Raw genomic sequence first — 15271 nt, 5'->3', positions numbered from 1 at the left:
TTTAAAGTTTAATAATATAATTTACACCATAATTTACTGGGCGCGACTCATTGCTTCCATTTGCCGAAACACCTCCAGAAATCCCGTGGTTATGATCCATATCGTAGCTTATGCTATTCGTAAAGTTTGGAAATACTGAATTTTGAGATACTATTCTTGAAGGACTCCCGTTGGCTTCTCCGCCACTAAAACCAGCAGTTGTTTCCACCCATTTTATAGTAAAATCATTACCAAATGTATTATTTATACTAAAATTATTTCCATGAGAATGCGACAAATAGGTATCATCTTGTACACCTCCAAGTGTTGTAACCTGAGTCGTTAATCCATTGGTACCTGCACCACGTAAAAACATACCTCTCAAATCTGGGGGATTATTAGAACCTAATAAAGCAATCAATCGCTCAGAACCAGGAATGCTGGTTAAATCAGTTGCTGTACCATCACAAAATGCCCAACCTTTTGGCAAATTGGCTTTTGTACCCATAAATGGCATTATAGAACCTGTAGGTACACCATTTCCTGCGGCAGTAGCGTAAGGCACAGATTTAAAAGGCTCATTAGAAACTATGGTTTCTACACCACTATTAATTCTGGTAATTCTAAGTGAACTTTCAAAATTTGCAAGAATGACTTGGTCATCGTCGTCTAAATTAAGAACATACGAAAACACCCCAAATTCATCGGTGAGTAATGATGGCTCTTCTAAAACAAAAACTTGCTCTGCTGGTGCTTGACCGTAATAAACCTCAAAACGCAAGTCGACATTTTGACTTACTATTGCGGTGTTATCTCCATTTCTAGCGATTCCTTGAATTGCTATACCCGAAGTGGTTGCAACAGTTATTGGACCAGAAATCTGAGAATAGACTGATAAAGAAATTAAACCAATGGTTAATAACGAAAGTAGTTTTCTTGTTTTCATTTAAAAAAGTTTTGATGTTATTGTAATAGCTTTTTGAATCTTAAATAATTGTTAATTCTCAAAATTAGAACTTAATACAATACCAAAACAGTTCGCTTAATGTCGATTTTTACGTAGGGGTACGTAGTGATTTTTAAGAAGAAGAAAAAGTATAAATACTCTAAAACTTAAGAAAAGGTAAGGCTTCCTGAAGTTTTGATGCCTTTATTTCAATTTGCTTTATAAACTTTTTGTGAGCGTCAGAATTTGAATTAAAAGGCCGATGTGCCAATCCTTTTTGGATGGCATCAACTTCAGTCATTATGGCTTCAGAATTATCACTTATCCAAACTGAAACAAATTTTTGCCACACGTATTCAATTGCGAGTTGATTTGGGTGCAACATATCTTGGTTGTAAAATCTATAATCGCGCAATTCATCCATAATGATTTCGTAAGCAGGAAAATAACTAAGACTTTCTGACTCAAATTGACTTGACAATAATTGATGTATCGAAGAAATTAAATGCGATTTGCTTAATGTATTTTCTACAAATCCATCTTTGATGTGTCTTACTGGAGAAACTGTAAATATAAAATTTACTGTAGGGTTTATGGTTTTTACCAAATCGACTAAACTATTCAGGGACACTAAAATTTCTTTAATTGATAGTAACTTTTTTGTAAAATTTTGCTGCGGAACTTTATGACAATTAGCCACATATTGCTCTGTATCTAAATGCTTATATACCCAAGATGTACCCAACGTTATTATAATGTGAGTAGCATCTATTAAACAGTTCTTAGTCTGAAATAAATTCTTATTTAGAAGTTGCAGTAACGTCTCTTTTGAAGGGTTGCTTAATCGCGAATGGGCATCAAAACAATGCCATTGTTCGTTATAAAAGAATACGTCTTCTTCAGAATATATTTTCTCATTAATAGCATTAAAAATCAATTTTTGAATTGCTAGTGGCTGAAATAAAATTCCATATGGATTTTGTAAAGACTGAAATTTAAAATATTGAAATTTCTCACCTATATTTTCAGAAAAACAAGATCCCAATAAAACTACTTTGGAGTTATAATCTATTTGATTATTAGATTGTGGTTTTAGTGGGATTGTTGTTTGAAAATTCATATAAATTATAAATCTATTCTATATAAGATTTTGAAGCTTCGAGCGCAGCTTCAATGCCAGCAGGTTTTTTTCCGCCAGCGGTAGCAAAAAATGGCTGTCCGCCGCCGCCGCCTTGAATATATTTACCTAATTCTCTAACAATGTTTCCTGCATTTAGGTCTTTTGCAGCAACCAATTCCTTTGAAATGTAACAAGATAAGATGGCTTTACCGCCGGCTTCACATCCAAATAATAAGAATAAATTATCAACTTGACTACCCAAATCAAAACATAAATCTTTAATACCAGATGCGTCTAAATCTATCTTTTTAGCTAAAAATTGAACACCATTAATCTTAGTTATTTCATTTTTTAATTCACCTTTAAGATTTTTAGCTTTATCTCTTAGTAATGCTTCAACCTGTTTTTTAAGACTTGTATTTTCTTCTTGAAGACTTTTTAAAGCTTTTACAGGTTCTTGTGCATTATTTAATAAGCCCTTTATTTTAAAATAGGCTTTATTTGTTTCAGAATAATAATCTTTTACAGCATCATTAGTAATTGCTTCAATGCGTCTTATACCCGAAGCAACAGCGCTTTCAGAGCGAATTTTGAAATGCCAGATATCACTCGTATTTTTTACGTGCGTACCTCCACATAATTCAATAGATTGACCAAACTTTATGGTTCTTACGGTATCACCATATTTTTCACCAAATAAAGCCATAGCTCCATTTTCTATGGCTTGCTCCATAGGCACATTTCTATGCTCTTCTAAATCCAGTTTGCCTTCAATACGGGCATTAACAAAATTTTCTACATCTCTCAACTCTTCATCCGTAAGTTTGGAAAAATGAGAAAAATCAAATCTCAAGTATTTAGAATGTACGGCCGAGCCTTTTTGCTCTACATGGTCTCCTAATACTTCACGAAGTGCTTGATGTAACAAGTGTGTCGCTGTGTGGTTACATTCTGTTCTGTAACGCTGTTTATCGTCTACTACGGCTTTAAAAACTTCATTCAAATTTTTTGGAAGATTTTTAGCAAAGTGTATAATGACGTTATTTTCTTTTTTGGTATCTAAAATATAAATAACATCGCCGTGTGCATCTTGCAAATAGCCTTTATCACCAACTTGTCCTCCACCTTCTGCATAAAACGGCGTTAGATTAAATACGAGTTGGTACATTTCGCCATCTTTTTTTGAGGTCACTTTTCTGTATCGTGTAATTTTTACATTGGCTTCTAAAAAGTCGTAACCAATAAACTCTTGCTCAGTATCGTCAATTAATACAGTCCAATCATCGGTAGACATTTCACTTGCCTTTCTAGAACGGTTTTTCTGTATTTCTAGGTGTTTTTCAAAACCTTCATGGTCAAGTTTTAATCCCTTTTCTGAAAGAATTAAAGCTGTTAAATCAATAGGAAAACCATAGGTATCATAAAGTTCAAAAGCTTTTTCACCAGAAACTGTATCGCCTTTTGTGTTTTTTACAATACCATCTAGCAAAATTAAACCTTGCTCTAAAGTTCTTAAAAAAGACGCTTCTTCTTCTTTGATAACATTTTCAACTAGCTGTTTTTGAGCTTTAAGTTCTGGAAAAGCTTCTCCCATTTTTTTACTTAAAACATCAACTAACCTATAAATAAATGGCTCTTTTGTATTTAAAAATGTAAATCCATAACGTATGGCACGTCTTAAAATTCGGCGTATTACGTAACCAGCACCTGTATTGCTTGGTAATTGACCGTCCGCTATTGAAAATGCTACAGCTCTAACATGGTCAGATATTACCCTAATGGCAATATCAACCTTTTCATCTTTACCATAATCCGTGTTTGTAATGGTTTCTATCTCTCTAATAATTGGCGTAAATACATCGGTATCATAATTAGACTGTACACCTTGTAATACCATGCATAAACGCTCAAAACCCATTCCGGTATCAATATGCTTGCTTGGTAAAGCTTCTAGACTTCCATTAGCTTTACGGTTGTATTGCATGAAGACCAAATTCCAGATTTCTACGACCTGCGGATGATCCATATTTACTAGAGTCTTTCCGTCAACTTTGGCTTTTTCTTCGGCCGAACGTATATCTACATGAATTTCGCTACAAGGACCACAAGGACCTTGCTCTCCCATTTCCCAAAAATTATCTTTTTTATTGCCTTTTAAAATACGGTCTTCAGAAATGTATTGTTTCCAAATATCGTAAGCTTCAGTATCCATTTTTAGATTGTCGGCATCATTACTACCCTCAAAAACAGTAACATAAAGAATGTCTTTATCGATTCCAAAAACTTCGGTTAGTAATTCCCAAGCCCATGCAATGGCTTCTTTTTTAAAGTAATCACCAAAAGACCAATTACCTAACATTTCAAATAATGTGTGGTGATAAGTATCGTAACCAACCTCTTCTAAATCGTTATGTTTTCCCGAAACTCGAAGACATTTTTGAGAATCTGCAATTCTGTTGTTTTTTGGCTCTGAATTCCCGAGAAAATATTCCTTAAATGGAGCCATTCCCGAATTTACAAACATCAATGTCGGGTCATTTTTTAATACCATTGGTGCCGACGGAACAATGAGATGCTCTTTATTTTCGAAAAATTCGAGAAATTTATTTCGGATATCTTGAGACTTCATGTTTTATATATTTAATCGCAAAAAAAATAGTTTTTTATTCAATCAACCATTTATATCGAATAGCAACTGATTAATTTGAAATGCGAAAGTATTTTTATATTTGTATATTGTTCTAATTTGGCACAAAAATAGAACTTTTTAAGATATGGCTAAAGTAAAATACTATTACGATTCTGAAACCTTATCGTATCAAAAAATACGACGAAAAAAGCGTACAACTTTAAAGTATATTATGGCGTTTTTATTGGCTTCGGCATTGTTTGGTTTTTTTATAGTCGTTGCAGGTAGCTACTTTTTTGAATCGCCAAAAGAGCGTGAGTTAAGTAGAGAACTCGAAAACATGCAATTACAATACGATTTGCTAAACAAGCGAATGGATGATGCTATTGCTGTCCTCGAAAATATTGAGGAACGTGACAACGCTATTTACCGATTATATTTTGAAGCCAATCCAATTCCCGAAGAACAAAGACGTGCAGGTTTTGGAGGTATAAATCGTTATAAGCAATTTGAAGGTTTCGACAATTCAACTTTAATTAAAGAAAGCAATAAACGTTTAGATATTTTAGAGAAAGCAATTGTTGTACAATCTAAATCTTTAGACGAAATTGCAATTTTAGCCGAAGACAAAGAAAAATTCCTTGAAGCTATACCAGCTATACAACCCGTAAATAATGAAGATTTAACACGTATGGCATCTGGTTATGGTTATAGAACTGACCCGTTTACGAAAGTCCGTAAATTTCACTACGGTATGGATTTTACTGCGCCACGCGGAACTCCAGTTTATGCCTCAGGTGATGGCGTCGTAAAACGTGCAGACAACAGTTCATCTGGTTATGGAAATCATATTCGTATTGACCACGGTTACGGTTACGTCTCACTTTACGCACATTTGTACAAATATAATGTTAGAGTTAATCAACGTGTTAAGCGTGGCGATTTAATTGGTTTTGTAGGCAGTACTGGGCGCTCAGAAGCACCACATTTACATTACGAAATTTTTAAAGATGGTGAGCGTATCAATCCTATTAACTTTTACTATGGTAATCTTTCTGCTGAAGAATTTAGCGATTTATTACAAAAAGCGTCTTTAGAAAACCAATCACTCGATTAAGCCATGCACATAGACTTACCAGAAAAACGGTATTACAGTATTGGCGAAGTTGCTAAAGCATTTGATGTAAATACGTCACTAATTCGTTTTTGGGAAAAAGAATTCGATGTTATAAAACCGAAAAAAAATGCTAAGGGTAACCGAAAATTTACACCTGAAGACATTAAAAATCTCAAGTTTATTTATCATTTGGTAAAAGAACGCGGATTTACTTTAGAAGGAGCAAAAACTCATATTAAAGAAGAAAAACAAGAAGCCCTAACTAATTTTGAAATCATTGCAAAACTAGAAGGCATTAAAGCAAAACTTATTAAAATAAAATCACAACTTTAAAAACCACCAATTATGAAAAAATGGATTATACCAGTTGTTCTCATTGTACTTGTAGGACTTTGGGCAATGAATGTGAACAACAAAGCTGTTGAGTTAGACGAAAACGTAACTAAATCTTGGGCAGATGTTGAAAGTTCTTACCAAAGACGAAATGATCTTATTGGTAACTTAGTAAAAACCGTACAAGGAGCAGCAGACTTTGAAAAAGGAACTCTTGAAGCTGTCATAAATGCACGTGCAAAAGCAACATCAGTAACGATTGACCCAAGTAATATTACGCCAGAGCAATTAGCTAAGTTTAACCAAGCACAAAGCGGATTAGCTGGCGCTTTAAAAAGTTTATTGGTAACAGTTGAACGTTATCCTGAATTAAAAGCCAATCAAAATTTTTTAGAATTACAAAGTCAGCTAGAAGGTACCGAAAATCGTATAAATGTGGCTAGAGACCGATTTAATGCAGCTGTAGAACCATACAATAATTATGTGCGTAAAATGCCAACAAAAATTGTTGCTGGCTTTTTAGGATTTGATGAAAAGGGCTATTACAAAGCCGATGCCGGAAGCGAAAACGCTCCTGATGTAGAATTTGACTTTAAATAAAAATATGTCCGAAATTGAAAACTTCCTCACAGCTTCAGAAGAAGAAGCTGTTGTTGCCGCCATCCGTGAAGCCGAAAAAGACACCTCTGGCGAAATCAGAGTGCATATAGAAAATAGCTGCGTTGGTGATATTTTTGAGCATGCCATGGAAGTTTTTCATTACCTAAAAATGGACAACACCAAAGAACAAAATGGTGTTTTAATTTATGTTGCCGTTAGTAAAAAAGCTTTTGTTATTTATGGTGACAGCGGAATTAATAATGTAGTTAGCGACGACTTTTGGAATAAAACAAGAGACATCATAACAACCCATTTTAAAAATGGCAATTTTTCAAAAGGACTTATTGAAGGAATCAAAAAGGCTGGCAACGAACTTTCAGAACATTTTCCTTGGCATCATGGTGATGTCAACGAATTGGATAATTCAATTTCTAAAGGATGATTTTCAATAAGCAGTTTTCAGTCAGAACTATAAAATCAAATTTCTACAGGAATTTAAATTTGCTTGTAGCTTTTTTATTTCTTTTTGGATTTCAGTTTGCTGAAGCGCAGTATAATATTCCTGATGTTCCGAAATTTCAAACGAGTGTATATGACTATGTGAATCTGCTTTCGGACTATGAAAAAAAGAGTTTAGAAGACAAATTAGTTAGGTATTCAGATACAACTTCAACTCAAATCGTAGTTGTAACAATTCCTTCAACTCAGGGCGAAAATATAAATTATTTAGGCGCACAATGGGGTGAAAAATGGGGAATTGGCCAAGATGGAAAAGACAACGGTATCTTAATTCTTTTAGCAAAAAATGATAGAAGAATAGCAATTAATACTGGTTATGGTGTTGAGCATTTACTCACCGATGCGATGAGCAGACGCATCATTGAACGTGATATTATTCCATACTTTAAACGTAACGATTATCCTGGTGGACTTAACCGCGGTGTGGACGCAATTTTTGAAGTCTTAACTGGAGAATATCAAGGTACAAGACAAAAAAGCCAAGGTGACTTTCCTGCGGGTTTATTTTTCTTTATGTTTATTTTCTTCATTATTGTAATAATAGCGCTATCTAACCGAAAAGGTGGCAGCGGCGGAAATCGAGGTAATACAGCTGGTACTGGTAGTTTACTAGAGGCTATTATTCTTAGCAATATGGGTCGCGGTAGTTACAGAAGTGGCGGCTCATCATCTGGTGGCTTTGGTGGTTTTGGCGGCGGAAGTTCTAGTGGCGGATTTGGCGGTGGCTTTGGTGGCGGAAGTTTTGGCGGTGGTGGTGCTTCAGGTGGATGGTAAAAAAAAGCTGCTGCTAAAAATTTAAATTTTAAAACTTATAAATAGACCTATCGTTTAAGGGCAAAATGTTTGGTGATTGTCCTTCCATCGGACAGTTCTACTAAAACCCAGTAGTCGTCTGCAGGCATTAAATTTCCATTGTAAGTGCCATCCCAAGATTTGTTTTCGGCAGAAAGTTCTGTAAGTAGTTTTCCGTGTCTGTCAAATATCTGCAAACGCGAATTAAGCATAAATTCTTCGTTAAAGGCATCAACCGTCCAAACATCATTATTAGCATCTCCATTTGGAGTAAAAAACTTAGGAAAACCAATAACGGCAACTTCTTCTGAAACAACACCACAACCATTTTTATCTCTTACATATACAGTTTGAATACCTGATGGTACATTGGTAAACGTTGCATTGTCTTGATATGGTCCATTTATTGAAAATATTGAATATTCATAATCACCATCGCCTAAAGCAGCAATAGTTACAATATTATTTTCAACGGCGTCAACAACATCGATGGAGCTTATCGTTGCTGTGCTAGAGGCTTCAACTGTAATCGTTCTTCGGTTTGTACAGCCATCGACTTCAGTAACATCAACAAAATAAACACCAGGTTCATTTACTTCAATAGCTATTGTAGTTTCGCCTGTTGACCAATTATAGAAAAAATTATTTGGCACATTATTTACAACGCCACCATCAATGGTTATTGGTTCTGGAAAAATATTTATGCAATATAAAACAGTTTCATCTGGTGCTAGTTCTGGCAAAGGATTTACAATTAAGTTGACTTCAAAAATGCCTAAACATTCAGTACCATCTGATACTTTTACAAAAATTATTTCAGAATCAGGAGTTGCATTTGTGTAATTATTCGGCAGAACATTGTCATTAAGCAAGGCATCATCAAATGTAGGAAAGAATGATACTTGCGCCGTTGTGGGCATTCCCATTAAAACATCGTCATTTAAGTCTGATAAGTTAAATTCGGTTTGCCCATCTTCAATTTCATCATCGCAAATAGCCAATTCAAAAGTTTCACTTGATGGTGGTGCAACAGTCAAAGTTACTTCAGCAATAGCAAAACAACCAGAAGATTGATTTAATACCTCAGCAAAAATAATTTGATTATTAGTGGTATTGGTATAAGAACTAGCGTTTATTGGAATAGTTAAAGCGTTGTCTTCAAAAAAGCTAACAACTGAAGTTGTGCTTCCGTTATTAATGGCACCGATAAAAGTTATTAACTCAAAAACTGAAATACCATCAGCTGAGGTATCATCGCATTGTTGAATAGTGATATCGTTTGCCTGTGGGATTTCATTTACGGTTACAGTCAATTGACTTTCCTCTACGTTTGGACACGTCGAAAATCTCGAAGCAATAAAAAACGTAGTCGTTTGGGTTAAAACAACATCATAAGTAGTACCATTATTTACGGGCATTGTCAACGCAGCATCTTCGTACCAAATAACTTCATCTACATTTGTTGTAACAGAAAGATTGAAAGTGTCTCCTTCACATCCTTCTGTATTTTGCACGTTTATCCGAGGCATATTAAGAATTGTTGCTGCAGATAAATTAATATCTGGATCACCTGGAGAACCTCCAAATTCTACTAAATAACCTTTGGGATGATATGGACTATTAACATCGGCGTCACCTCCAAGTGGCAAATCGTTCCAAGAACCTAATAAGCCAATACTTGGATCTGTAATGTGTGCATAGTCTTCTTCAACATTTCCAAAATTATTTGGTTCGCCTGTATTCCAAAAAGAAAATTCGCCATTTACTGGTGTTCCTGCGACCGCACCTTGCCAAAAAGTAGTACCTGCTTCTGGACCAGTAACCCATTGCCATGTACCTTCTGCCGCAGCATCTGATGCACCTATCCAACCTGCTCCAGGTGATTGCTCTCCAGTAAGTTGCGCTTCCTCTGGAGTTGTTATTGTAGCCAAATAGCCTTGAAGACCAAAATAATCTAACGAAGCGGCTTCATCTCTAGCTGTATTCCAAGGAATTCCAAAACTATCTATATAAAAATAATAATGATCAGTTGACGGTAGATAGTTGGCGTTTCCAAGATTAATTGAAAAACTTCTATCTGATGTAAAAACGGTTTGTGTTGTTGAAAATTCTATACTTAAAATAGCAGTTTCAAACTCATTAAATGTTGCTGGACCAGTTAAAATTAAACTACCTTGAGCAATATTAAACGTACTAGAAATATTAGGATGTGTTCCTGTTAGAGTTAACACATCTGCATTTTCCACATATCCTTCAGAAATTTGAACAGAAACTTCATCTAAAGTAGTATCTGTTGCATCTGGGTCAGTAATTTCAGCACTTGTAGCTATAGCAATTGAAGAGCCTGGACAAAAATTTTGATTGCCGACAGCTGTAATTTCTGGTGGCGCATCTTGTGCATAGGCAAAAATTGAACTTACCACAATTAAACAAAAAACAATTAGAGTTTTTAAATATTTCATAGCATCGTAAAAATACTATTTTTTACGCATGTAAACATTAACTGGCACACCATGAAAATCGAATGTTTCGCGTAGTTTGTTTTCTAAATAACGCTTATATGGTTCTCTAACATACTGAGGAAGATTACAGAAAAATGCAAATTGTGGCTGCGGTGTCGGCAACTGCATAATATATTTGATTTTCACAAACTTTCCTTTGTAAGCTGGTGGCGGATAATTATCTATAATTGGAAGTAAAGTATCATTAAGAACACTAGTTTTAATGCGCTTAGAGCGATTTTTGTAAACCTCAACAGCTGTTTCTATCGCTTTAAAAATTCGCTGTTTATTTAGTACAGAGATAAACACAATTGGCACATCTGTAAATGGTGCTATTTGTTCTCTAATGTGAGTTTCGAATTGTTTTGCAGTTTTAGTATCCTTTTCGACTAAATCCCATTTATTTACAAGAATAACTATGCCTTTTCTGTTGCGTTCTGCTAACCAAAAAATATTTTGAACCTGACCATCAAATCCGCGAGTGGCATCTAAAACCAATAAGCAAACATCTGAATGTTCAATTGCTCTGACGCTTCGCATTACTGAATAGAATTCTAAGTCTTCTTTTACTTTAGACTTACGACGAATACCGGCAGTATCTACCAAATTAAACTCGAAACCAAAACGGTTATATTTTGTGTCAATAGAATCGCGAGTGGTACCAGCAATATCTGTTACAATGTATCTATCTTCACCAATTAATGCGTTAATAAACGAAGATTTTCCTGCGTTTGGCCTACCAACCACAGCAAATCTTGGCAAAGCTTCCACTTCTTCTTCCTCTTCTTGTTCTGGCAATGCTTCAACAACGGCATCTAATAAGTCTCCAGTTCCGCTTCCGTTAATACTGGCAATTGTAAAGTATTCTCCTAAACCTAAAGAATAAAATTCAACCGCATCTTCGGCACGTTTGTTATTATCAACTTTATTGACCACTAAAAAAACTGGTTTCTTTACTTTTCTTAGTAATTGCGCAACGTCTTCGTCCATTCCAGTAACACCAGATTCGACATCAACCATAAAGATTATAGCATCAGCTTCTTCAATAGCCAATTCTACTTGTTTATCGATTTCGGCTTCAAAAACATCATCACTACCAACGACATATCCACCGGTATCGATAAGCGAAAATTCCTTTCCGTTCCAATCACTTTTTCCGTAATGTCTATCTCTGGTTACACCGCTAACGGCATCTACAATGGCTTCTCGGCGTTGTATTAATCTGTTGAAGAATGTTGATTTTCCTACGTTTGGACGTCCAACAATGGCTACTATACTGCTCATAATAAAAGATTTAATCTGCGTTACATATCCTGTAAGCGGTTGCAAATGTAGTTTAAACTAAACGTTTTTAGACAAATAGTTATCAGTTTTTAGGTTTTACTCTAAAACCTTACTTATTATTATAGCCGAATCGTCTTAATTGTTTTTGGTTACTTCGCCAATTTTTATTCACTTTAACGTAAAGCTCAAGGTGTACTTGTTTGCCAAAGAATTTTTCTAAATCTTTACGTGCTTCTATACCTACACGTTTTAAAGCTGAACCTTTATGTCCTATGATAATCCCTTTTTGAGTTTCACGCTCTACCATTATTACAGAGCGAATTCGGATAATAGTTTCTTCTTCAAAAAATTCTTCAGTATCCACCTCAACAGCATAAGGAATTTCTTTTTTATAATGTAAAAGAATTTTTTCTCTAATCGCTTCGTTTACAAAAAAGCGTTCTGGTTTATCAGTTAATTGGTCTTTAGGATAGAACGCTGGTGACTCTGGTAGTAATTCAACTATTCTATTGAAAACGTTCTGCACATTGAATCCTTGTAATGCAGAAATAGGATAAAACTCAGCATTTGGTACTTTCTCCTGCCAATGTTGCGCTTGCTCTTCCATTAATTCCTGATTGGATTTATCAATCTTATTTAGAAGTAGTAATACTGGAATTTTGGAGTTTTTAATTTTATTGAAAAAGGCTTCATCCTTTAGCTCTTTTTCACCAATTTCGACCATATATACTAATACATCTGCATCTTCGAAAGCAGACTTTACAAAATCCATCATTGAGGCCTGAAGCTCGTAAGCGGGTTTTATAATTCCTGGCGTGTCACTTAAAATCATTTGAAAATCATCACCATTAACAATACCTAAAATACGGTGTCGTGTCGTTTGCGCTTTCGAGGTAATAATAGAAAGTTTCTCCCCAATAAACGCATTCATTAAGGTTGATTTCCCAACATTAGGATTACCAATAATATTTACAAAACCTGCTTTATGCATAAATTATATTTTTTGCAAAAATACGACCTTGGTTTGTTTATTCCCCTATCGTACATCACAATACTTCCTGCTACTGAAACATTAAGGCTAAGTTGCGACTTAAACTTTACTAAAAAATGACTCTTTTCTATGGCTTGTTTAGACAAACCATGGTCTTCTGCACCTAATAAATATACACAGCGTCTCGGATGATGAAAGGTCTCTAAATCTTCTGCCTTATCGGTAAGTTCTACACCAACTATACGAGCACCTTTTGGGAGATTATTAAAGAACTCTTCAAAGGTTTCATAATGAAAATACGGCATCGATTTTACAGCATTATGCGTGTCACTTGCTTGTTTAGCGTAGCGATTACCTATGGTGAATATAAAACTCGCTCCTAAGTTTTGAGCTGAACGCCAAAGGACGCCTAAATTTTCAGGTGTTTTGCCATTTTGAATACCAATACCAAAGAATTCGTTTGTAAAGTTGTCATTCATACTGCAAAAATATGATTATTTTGGAAGTATAATTTCAGAGATGTCACACTTCAGAAGAGACTTAAATAAAGAACAATTACTTGGCGAATACCTCGACACGGTTTATAATAGTCTGAATTTACATTTTGTACGAAATGAAGATATAAATCTTCAGCATCGAGGAGTAGATTTGATATTTCCAGAAAAGGAAGGTATTTATATTGATGAAAAAGCGCAACTAGATTATCTGAATAAAAGTCTTCCGACTTTTACGTTCGAATTATCTTATCTAAAAAACGGAGAGCAAAAATTAGGTTGGCTGTTGGATGACAGTAAACTCACCACATATTATTTTCTAATCACAGGAATTTATGTTGAAAATGAAACCGACTTAACTAAAGGTTTTAAAAGCTGTACCATCACAAGCGTAAACCGAAAAAAGTTATTGATTTACTTAGAATCAAAAGGGCTATCGAAGAATAGATTACTTCAATATGATGCCGATTTAAGAGATTTTGAAAACAAAAAACTGAAAAACGAGATTGAAGAATTACACGCAAAAACTGAAGGCTTGCTCTACTTCTCTCCTCATCTCACAGAACAACCTATAAATCTTCAGCTTCGATTAAAGCATTTGATAGAGGTTGGTGTGGCTAAACAGATTTTTCCTCTGAAATAGCATGAAATAGCGTAACACCTATTCTTTCAACAACGCCAACAACCAAGGCATTCCCCATAAAAAATGCACGTTTGGTATCTGTGACGCCTTCTAGTTGGGTATGATTATCAGGAAACATATTTAAGCGTTCTAGCTCTATAGGTGTTAATCGGCGATAGCCTTTTTTAGTTTTAATCACATGTTTAAAACGTGATGCCGATTTTCCACCTTCACCAGTAATAATAGTTCTAGAAGCGTTGTCTAAAGCGTCAGGGAAAATCATTGCTCCTTCGGCATAATTGTATTTATATCCATCTTTAGTTTCACGAATTTCTTTTTTGGCGCCTTTTAGGTAATTCCACTTATCTAGTTCTTCATCAGAAATGTAAAATTCCTCAGGAACCTCATTATCTGAAACTAAAACGTCTTTCAAGATTTTTCGTTTTCCATCAAATTGGGCTTTAGTTTTTACCGTATAAACTTCATCATTGATGTAAAGTCCACTATTGTTAAAAGGCGATAATTTTCCGCCTAAATTAAAGGTATCTGAAATGGTTTTTACGTCATCTTTAAGCTGAAATTTATAATCATCTTTTTCGAATGTAACAGGAAAACTTTTGGCTAGAATACCATCGTTAAAAATCCAATCTTCAGCATCGGACGCTTTCAAATTATCATAAAGTTCAGTCCCTTTTAAATATGCTAAAATGAATATGCGACGTCTACGCTGTGGCATTCCATAATCGGCAGCATTAATAACGCGCCACTCTACAGCATACCCTAAATCTGATAAGCTTTTAAGCATAATAGCAAAGTCTCTTCCTCGTTGTTTAGATGGCGATTTTAATAATCTATCGACGTTTTCTAAGAAGAGATATTTGGGTTTTGTTTTACTTTCATTTAAGATGCGATAAATCTCCCACCAAAGCACCCCTTTTTTGCCTTGAAGACCTTTTGAATTTTTAAGCGTTGTGGCTACGGAATAATCTTGGCAAGGAAAACCACCAACTAGTAAATCATGCTCAGGAATCTGAGAGACTGGTACTTTGGCAATGTCTTCATTAGAATGATTTTTCTTCCCAAATCTAGCCTCGTAAACCTCAGAAGCGTGTTGTCGCTTTGTAGAAGGTTCCCGTTGGTTACTCCAAACAACTTCAACTTTTAGGTCAGAAGCTTTCTGATTGAATTTTTCTAATCCTAGCCGAAAACCACCAACGCCAGCAAATAATTCGGCAACTCTAATTTTTGTCTTTTCTGCAGTCATATTTAGAAGTCCGAAAATAAGATTTAATATATTGAAATGAAAAAGCTCTACACATTATTGTAAAGCTTTTCAAATTACAT

14 protein-coding genes are annotated in these 15271 nt (G+C 35.0%); 6 read left to right on the top strand and 8 right to left on the bottom strand.

Features of this window, described 5'->3' with window-relative positions; all coding sequences use genetic code 11:
• Position 1: 1 nt before the first annotated feature.
• From ACFQ1Q_RS08470 to alaS, 3 genes are all read right to left on the bottom strand, one after another.
• On the bottom strand, positions 2 to 925 hold the full coding sequence (locus ACFQ1Q_RS08470) for a tail fiber protein (protein WP_386129898.1): 924 nt from the start codon (positions 923 to 925) through the stop codon (positions 2 to 4).
• Positions 926 to 1085: 160 nt separating this feature from the next.
• Positions 1086 to 2045, bottom strand: coding sequence for a GSCFA domain-containing protein (locus tag ACFQ1Q_RS08465; protein WP_386129896.1), 960 nt, complete (start codon positions 2043 to 2045; stop codon positions 1086 to 1088).
• A 13-nt stretch (positions 2046 to 2058) separates the two neighbouring features.
• Complete coding sequence (gene alaS / locus ACFQ1Q_RS08460) at positions 2059 to 4674, bottom strand: alanine--tRNA ligase (RefSeq protein WP_386129894.1); 2616 nt, start codon at positions 4672 to 4674, stop codon at positions 2059 to 2061.
• A 145-nt stretch (positions 4675 to 4819) separates the two neighbouring features.
• On the opposite strand from alaS, the gene ACFQ1Q_RS08455 reads away from it, so the two are divergent.
• From ACFQ1Q_RS08455 to ACFQ1Q_RS08435, 5 genes are read left to right on the top strand one after another with little or no spacing between them, the layout of a single operon-like run.
• Positions 4820 to 5791, top strand: a complete 972-nt coding sequence (locus ACFQ1Q_RS08455) for a M23 family metallopeptidase (protein WP_386129892.1) — start codon at positions 4820 to 4822, stop codon at positions 5789 to 5791.
• 3 nt (positions 5792 to 5794) lie between these two features.
• Positions 5795 to 6124, top strand: coding sequence for a MerR family transcriptional regulator (locus tag ACFQ1Q_RS08450; protein ID WP_386129890.1), 330 nt, complete (start codon positions 5795 to 5797; stop codon positions 6122 to 6124).
• Positions 6125 to 6136: 12 nt separating this feature from the next.
• Complete coding sequence (locus ACFQ1Q_RS08445; RefSeq protein ID WP_386129888.1) at positions 6137 to 6724, top strand: LemA family protein; 588 nt, start codon at positions 6137 to 6139, stop codon at positions 6722 to 6724.
• 4 nt (positions 6725 to 6728) lie between these two features.
• Positions 6729 to 7166, top strand: coding sequence for a TPM domain-containing protein (locus ACFQ1Q_RS08440; RefSeq protein WP_386129886.1), 438 nt, complete (start codon positions 6729 to 6731; stop codon positions 7164 to 7166).
• Between the two features lie 59 nt (positions 7167 to 7225).
• Positions 7226 to 8017, top strand: coding sequence for a TPM domain-containing protein (locus ACFQ1Q_RS08435; RefSeq protein WP_386129884.1), 792 nt, complete (start codon positions 7226 to 7228; stop codon positions 8015 to 8017).
• A 47-nt stretch (positions 8018 to 8064) separates the two neighbouring features.
• Here ACFQ1Q_RS08435 and ACFQ1Q_RS08430 read toward each other — a convergent pair whose 3' ends face one another.
• From ACFQ1Q_RS08430 to ACFQ1Q_RS08415, 4 genes are all read right to left on the bottom strand, one after another.
• Complete coding sequence (locus ACFQ1Q_RS08430) at positions 8065 to 10497, bottom strand: T9SS type B sorting domain-containing protein (protein ID WP_386129882.1); 2433 nt, start codon at positions 10495 to 10497, stop codon at positions 8065 to 8067.
• A 15-nt stretch (positions 10498 to 10512) separates the two neighbouring features.
• Positions 10513 to 11820 carry a ribosome biogenesis GTPase Der gene (gene der / locus ACFQ1Q_RS08425; RefSeq protein ID WP_386129880.1) on the bottom strand — a complete coding sequence of 436 codons (1308 nt, stop codon included), beginning with the start codon at positions 11818 to 11820 and terminating at the stop codon, positions 10513 to 10515.
• A 109-nt stretch (positions 11821 to 11929) separates the two neighbouring features.
• Positions 11930 to 12811, bottom strand: coding sequence for a GTPase Era (era, locus tag ACFQ1Q_RS08420; RefSeq protein ID WP_386129878.1), 882 nt, complete (start codon positions 12809 to 12811; stop codon positions 11930 to 11932).
• On the bottom strand, positions 12790 to 13290 hold the full coding sequence (locus tag ACFQ1Q_RS08415; protein WP_386129877.1) for an RNA methyltransferase: 501 nt from the start codon (positions 13288 to 13290) through the stop codon (positions 12790 to 12792). The genes era and ACFQ1Q_RS08415 overlap by 22 nt, the downstream gene beginning before the upstream one ends.
• 40 nt (positions 13291 to 13330) lie before the next feature.
• Here ACFQ1Q_RS08415 and ACFQ1Q_RS08410 point away from each other — a divergent pair, with 40 nt between their 5' ends.
• Positions 13331 to 13948: a hypothetical protein gene (locus ACFQ1Q_RS08410; RefSeq protein ID WP_386129875.1), complete on the top strand. Its 618-nt coding sequence runs from the start codon at positions 13331 to 13333 to the stop codon at positions 13946 to 13948.
• Here ACFQ1Q_RS08410 and dcm read toward each other — a convergent pair.
• On the bottom strand, positions 13923 to 15191 hold the full coding sequence (gene dcm / locus ACFQ1Q_RS08405) for a DNA (cytosine-5-)-methyltransferase (protein WP_386129873.1): 1269 nt from the start codon (positions 15189 to 15191) through the stop codon (positions 13923 to 13925). The two genes, ACFQ1Q_RS08410 and dcm, sit on opposite strands and share 26 nt — an antisense overlap.
• Positions 15192 to 15271 lie beyond the last annotated feature (80 nt).

It is taken from the genome of Winogradskyella litorisediminis (genome assembly GCF_042675765.1).
In the GTDB taxonomy this organism is placed as follows: Bacteria; Bacteroidota; Bacteroidia; order Flavobacteriales; family Flavobacteriaceae; genus Winogradskyella; species Winogradskyella litorisediminis.
This window is presented reverse-complemented; position numbering and strand designations above follow the sequence as displayed.

Excerpts from the sequence above, each read along its gene's own strand:
- ACFQ1Q_RS08415 (WP_386129877.1), bottom strand. The coding sequence starts at position 13,290 with ATGAATGACAACTTTACAAACGAATTCTTTGGTATTGGTATTCAAAAT.
- ACFQ1Q_RS08445 (WP_386129888.1), top strand. The coding sequence starts at position 6,137 with ATGAAAAAATGGATTATACCAGTTGTTCTCATTGTACTTGTAGGACTT.
- ACFQ1Q_RS08455 (WP_386129892.1), top strand. The coding sequence starts at position 4,820 with ATGGCTAAAGTAAAATACTATTACGATTCTGAAACCTTATCGTATCAA.
- ACFQ1Q_RS08470 (WP_386129898.1), bottom strand. The coding sequence starts at position 925 with ATGAAAACAAGAAAACTACTTTCGTTATTAACCATTGGTTTAATTTCT.
- ACFQ1Q_RS08430 (WP_386129882.1), bottom strand. The coding sequence starts at position 10,497 with ATGAAATATTTAAAAACTCTAATTGTTTTTTGTTTAATTGTGGTAAGT.
- der (WP_386129880.1), bottom strand. The coding sequence starts at position 11,820 with ATGAGCAGTATAGTAGCCATTGTTGGACGTCCAAACGTAGGAAAATCA.
- era (WP_386129878.1), bottom strand. The coding sequence starts at position 12,811 with ATGCATAAAGCAGGTTTTGTAAATATTATTGGTAATCCTAATGTTGGG.
- alaS (WP_386129894.1), bottom strand. The coding sequence starts at position 4,674 with ATGAAGTCTCAAGATATCCGAAATAAATTTCTCGAATTTTTCGAAAAT.
- ACFQ1Q_RS08450 (WP_386129890.1), top strand. The coding sequence starts at position 5,795 with ATGCACATAGACTTACCAGAAAAACGGTATTACAGTATTGGCGAAGTT.
- dcm (WP_386129873.1), bottom strand. The coding sequence starts at position 15,191 with ATGACTGCAGAAAAGACAAAAATTAGAGTTGCCGAATTATTTGCTGGC.
- ACFQ1Q_RS08465 (WP_386129896.1), bottom strand. The coding sequence starts at position 2,045 with ATGAATTTTCAAACAACAATCCCACTAAAACCACAATCTAATAATCAA.
- ACFQ1Q_RS08410 (WP_386129875.1), top strand. The coding sequence starts at position 13,331 with ATGTCACACTTCAGAAGAGACTTAAATAAAGAACAATTACTTGGCGAA.
- ACFQ1Q_RS08440 (WP_386129886.1), top strand. The coding sequence starts at position 6,729 with ATGTCCGAAATTGAAAACTTCCTCACAGCTTCAGAAGAAGAAGCTGTT.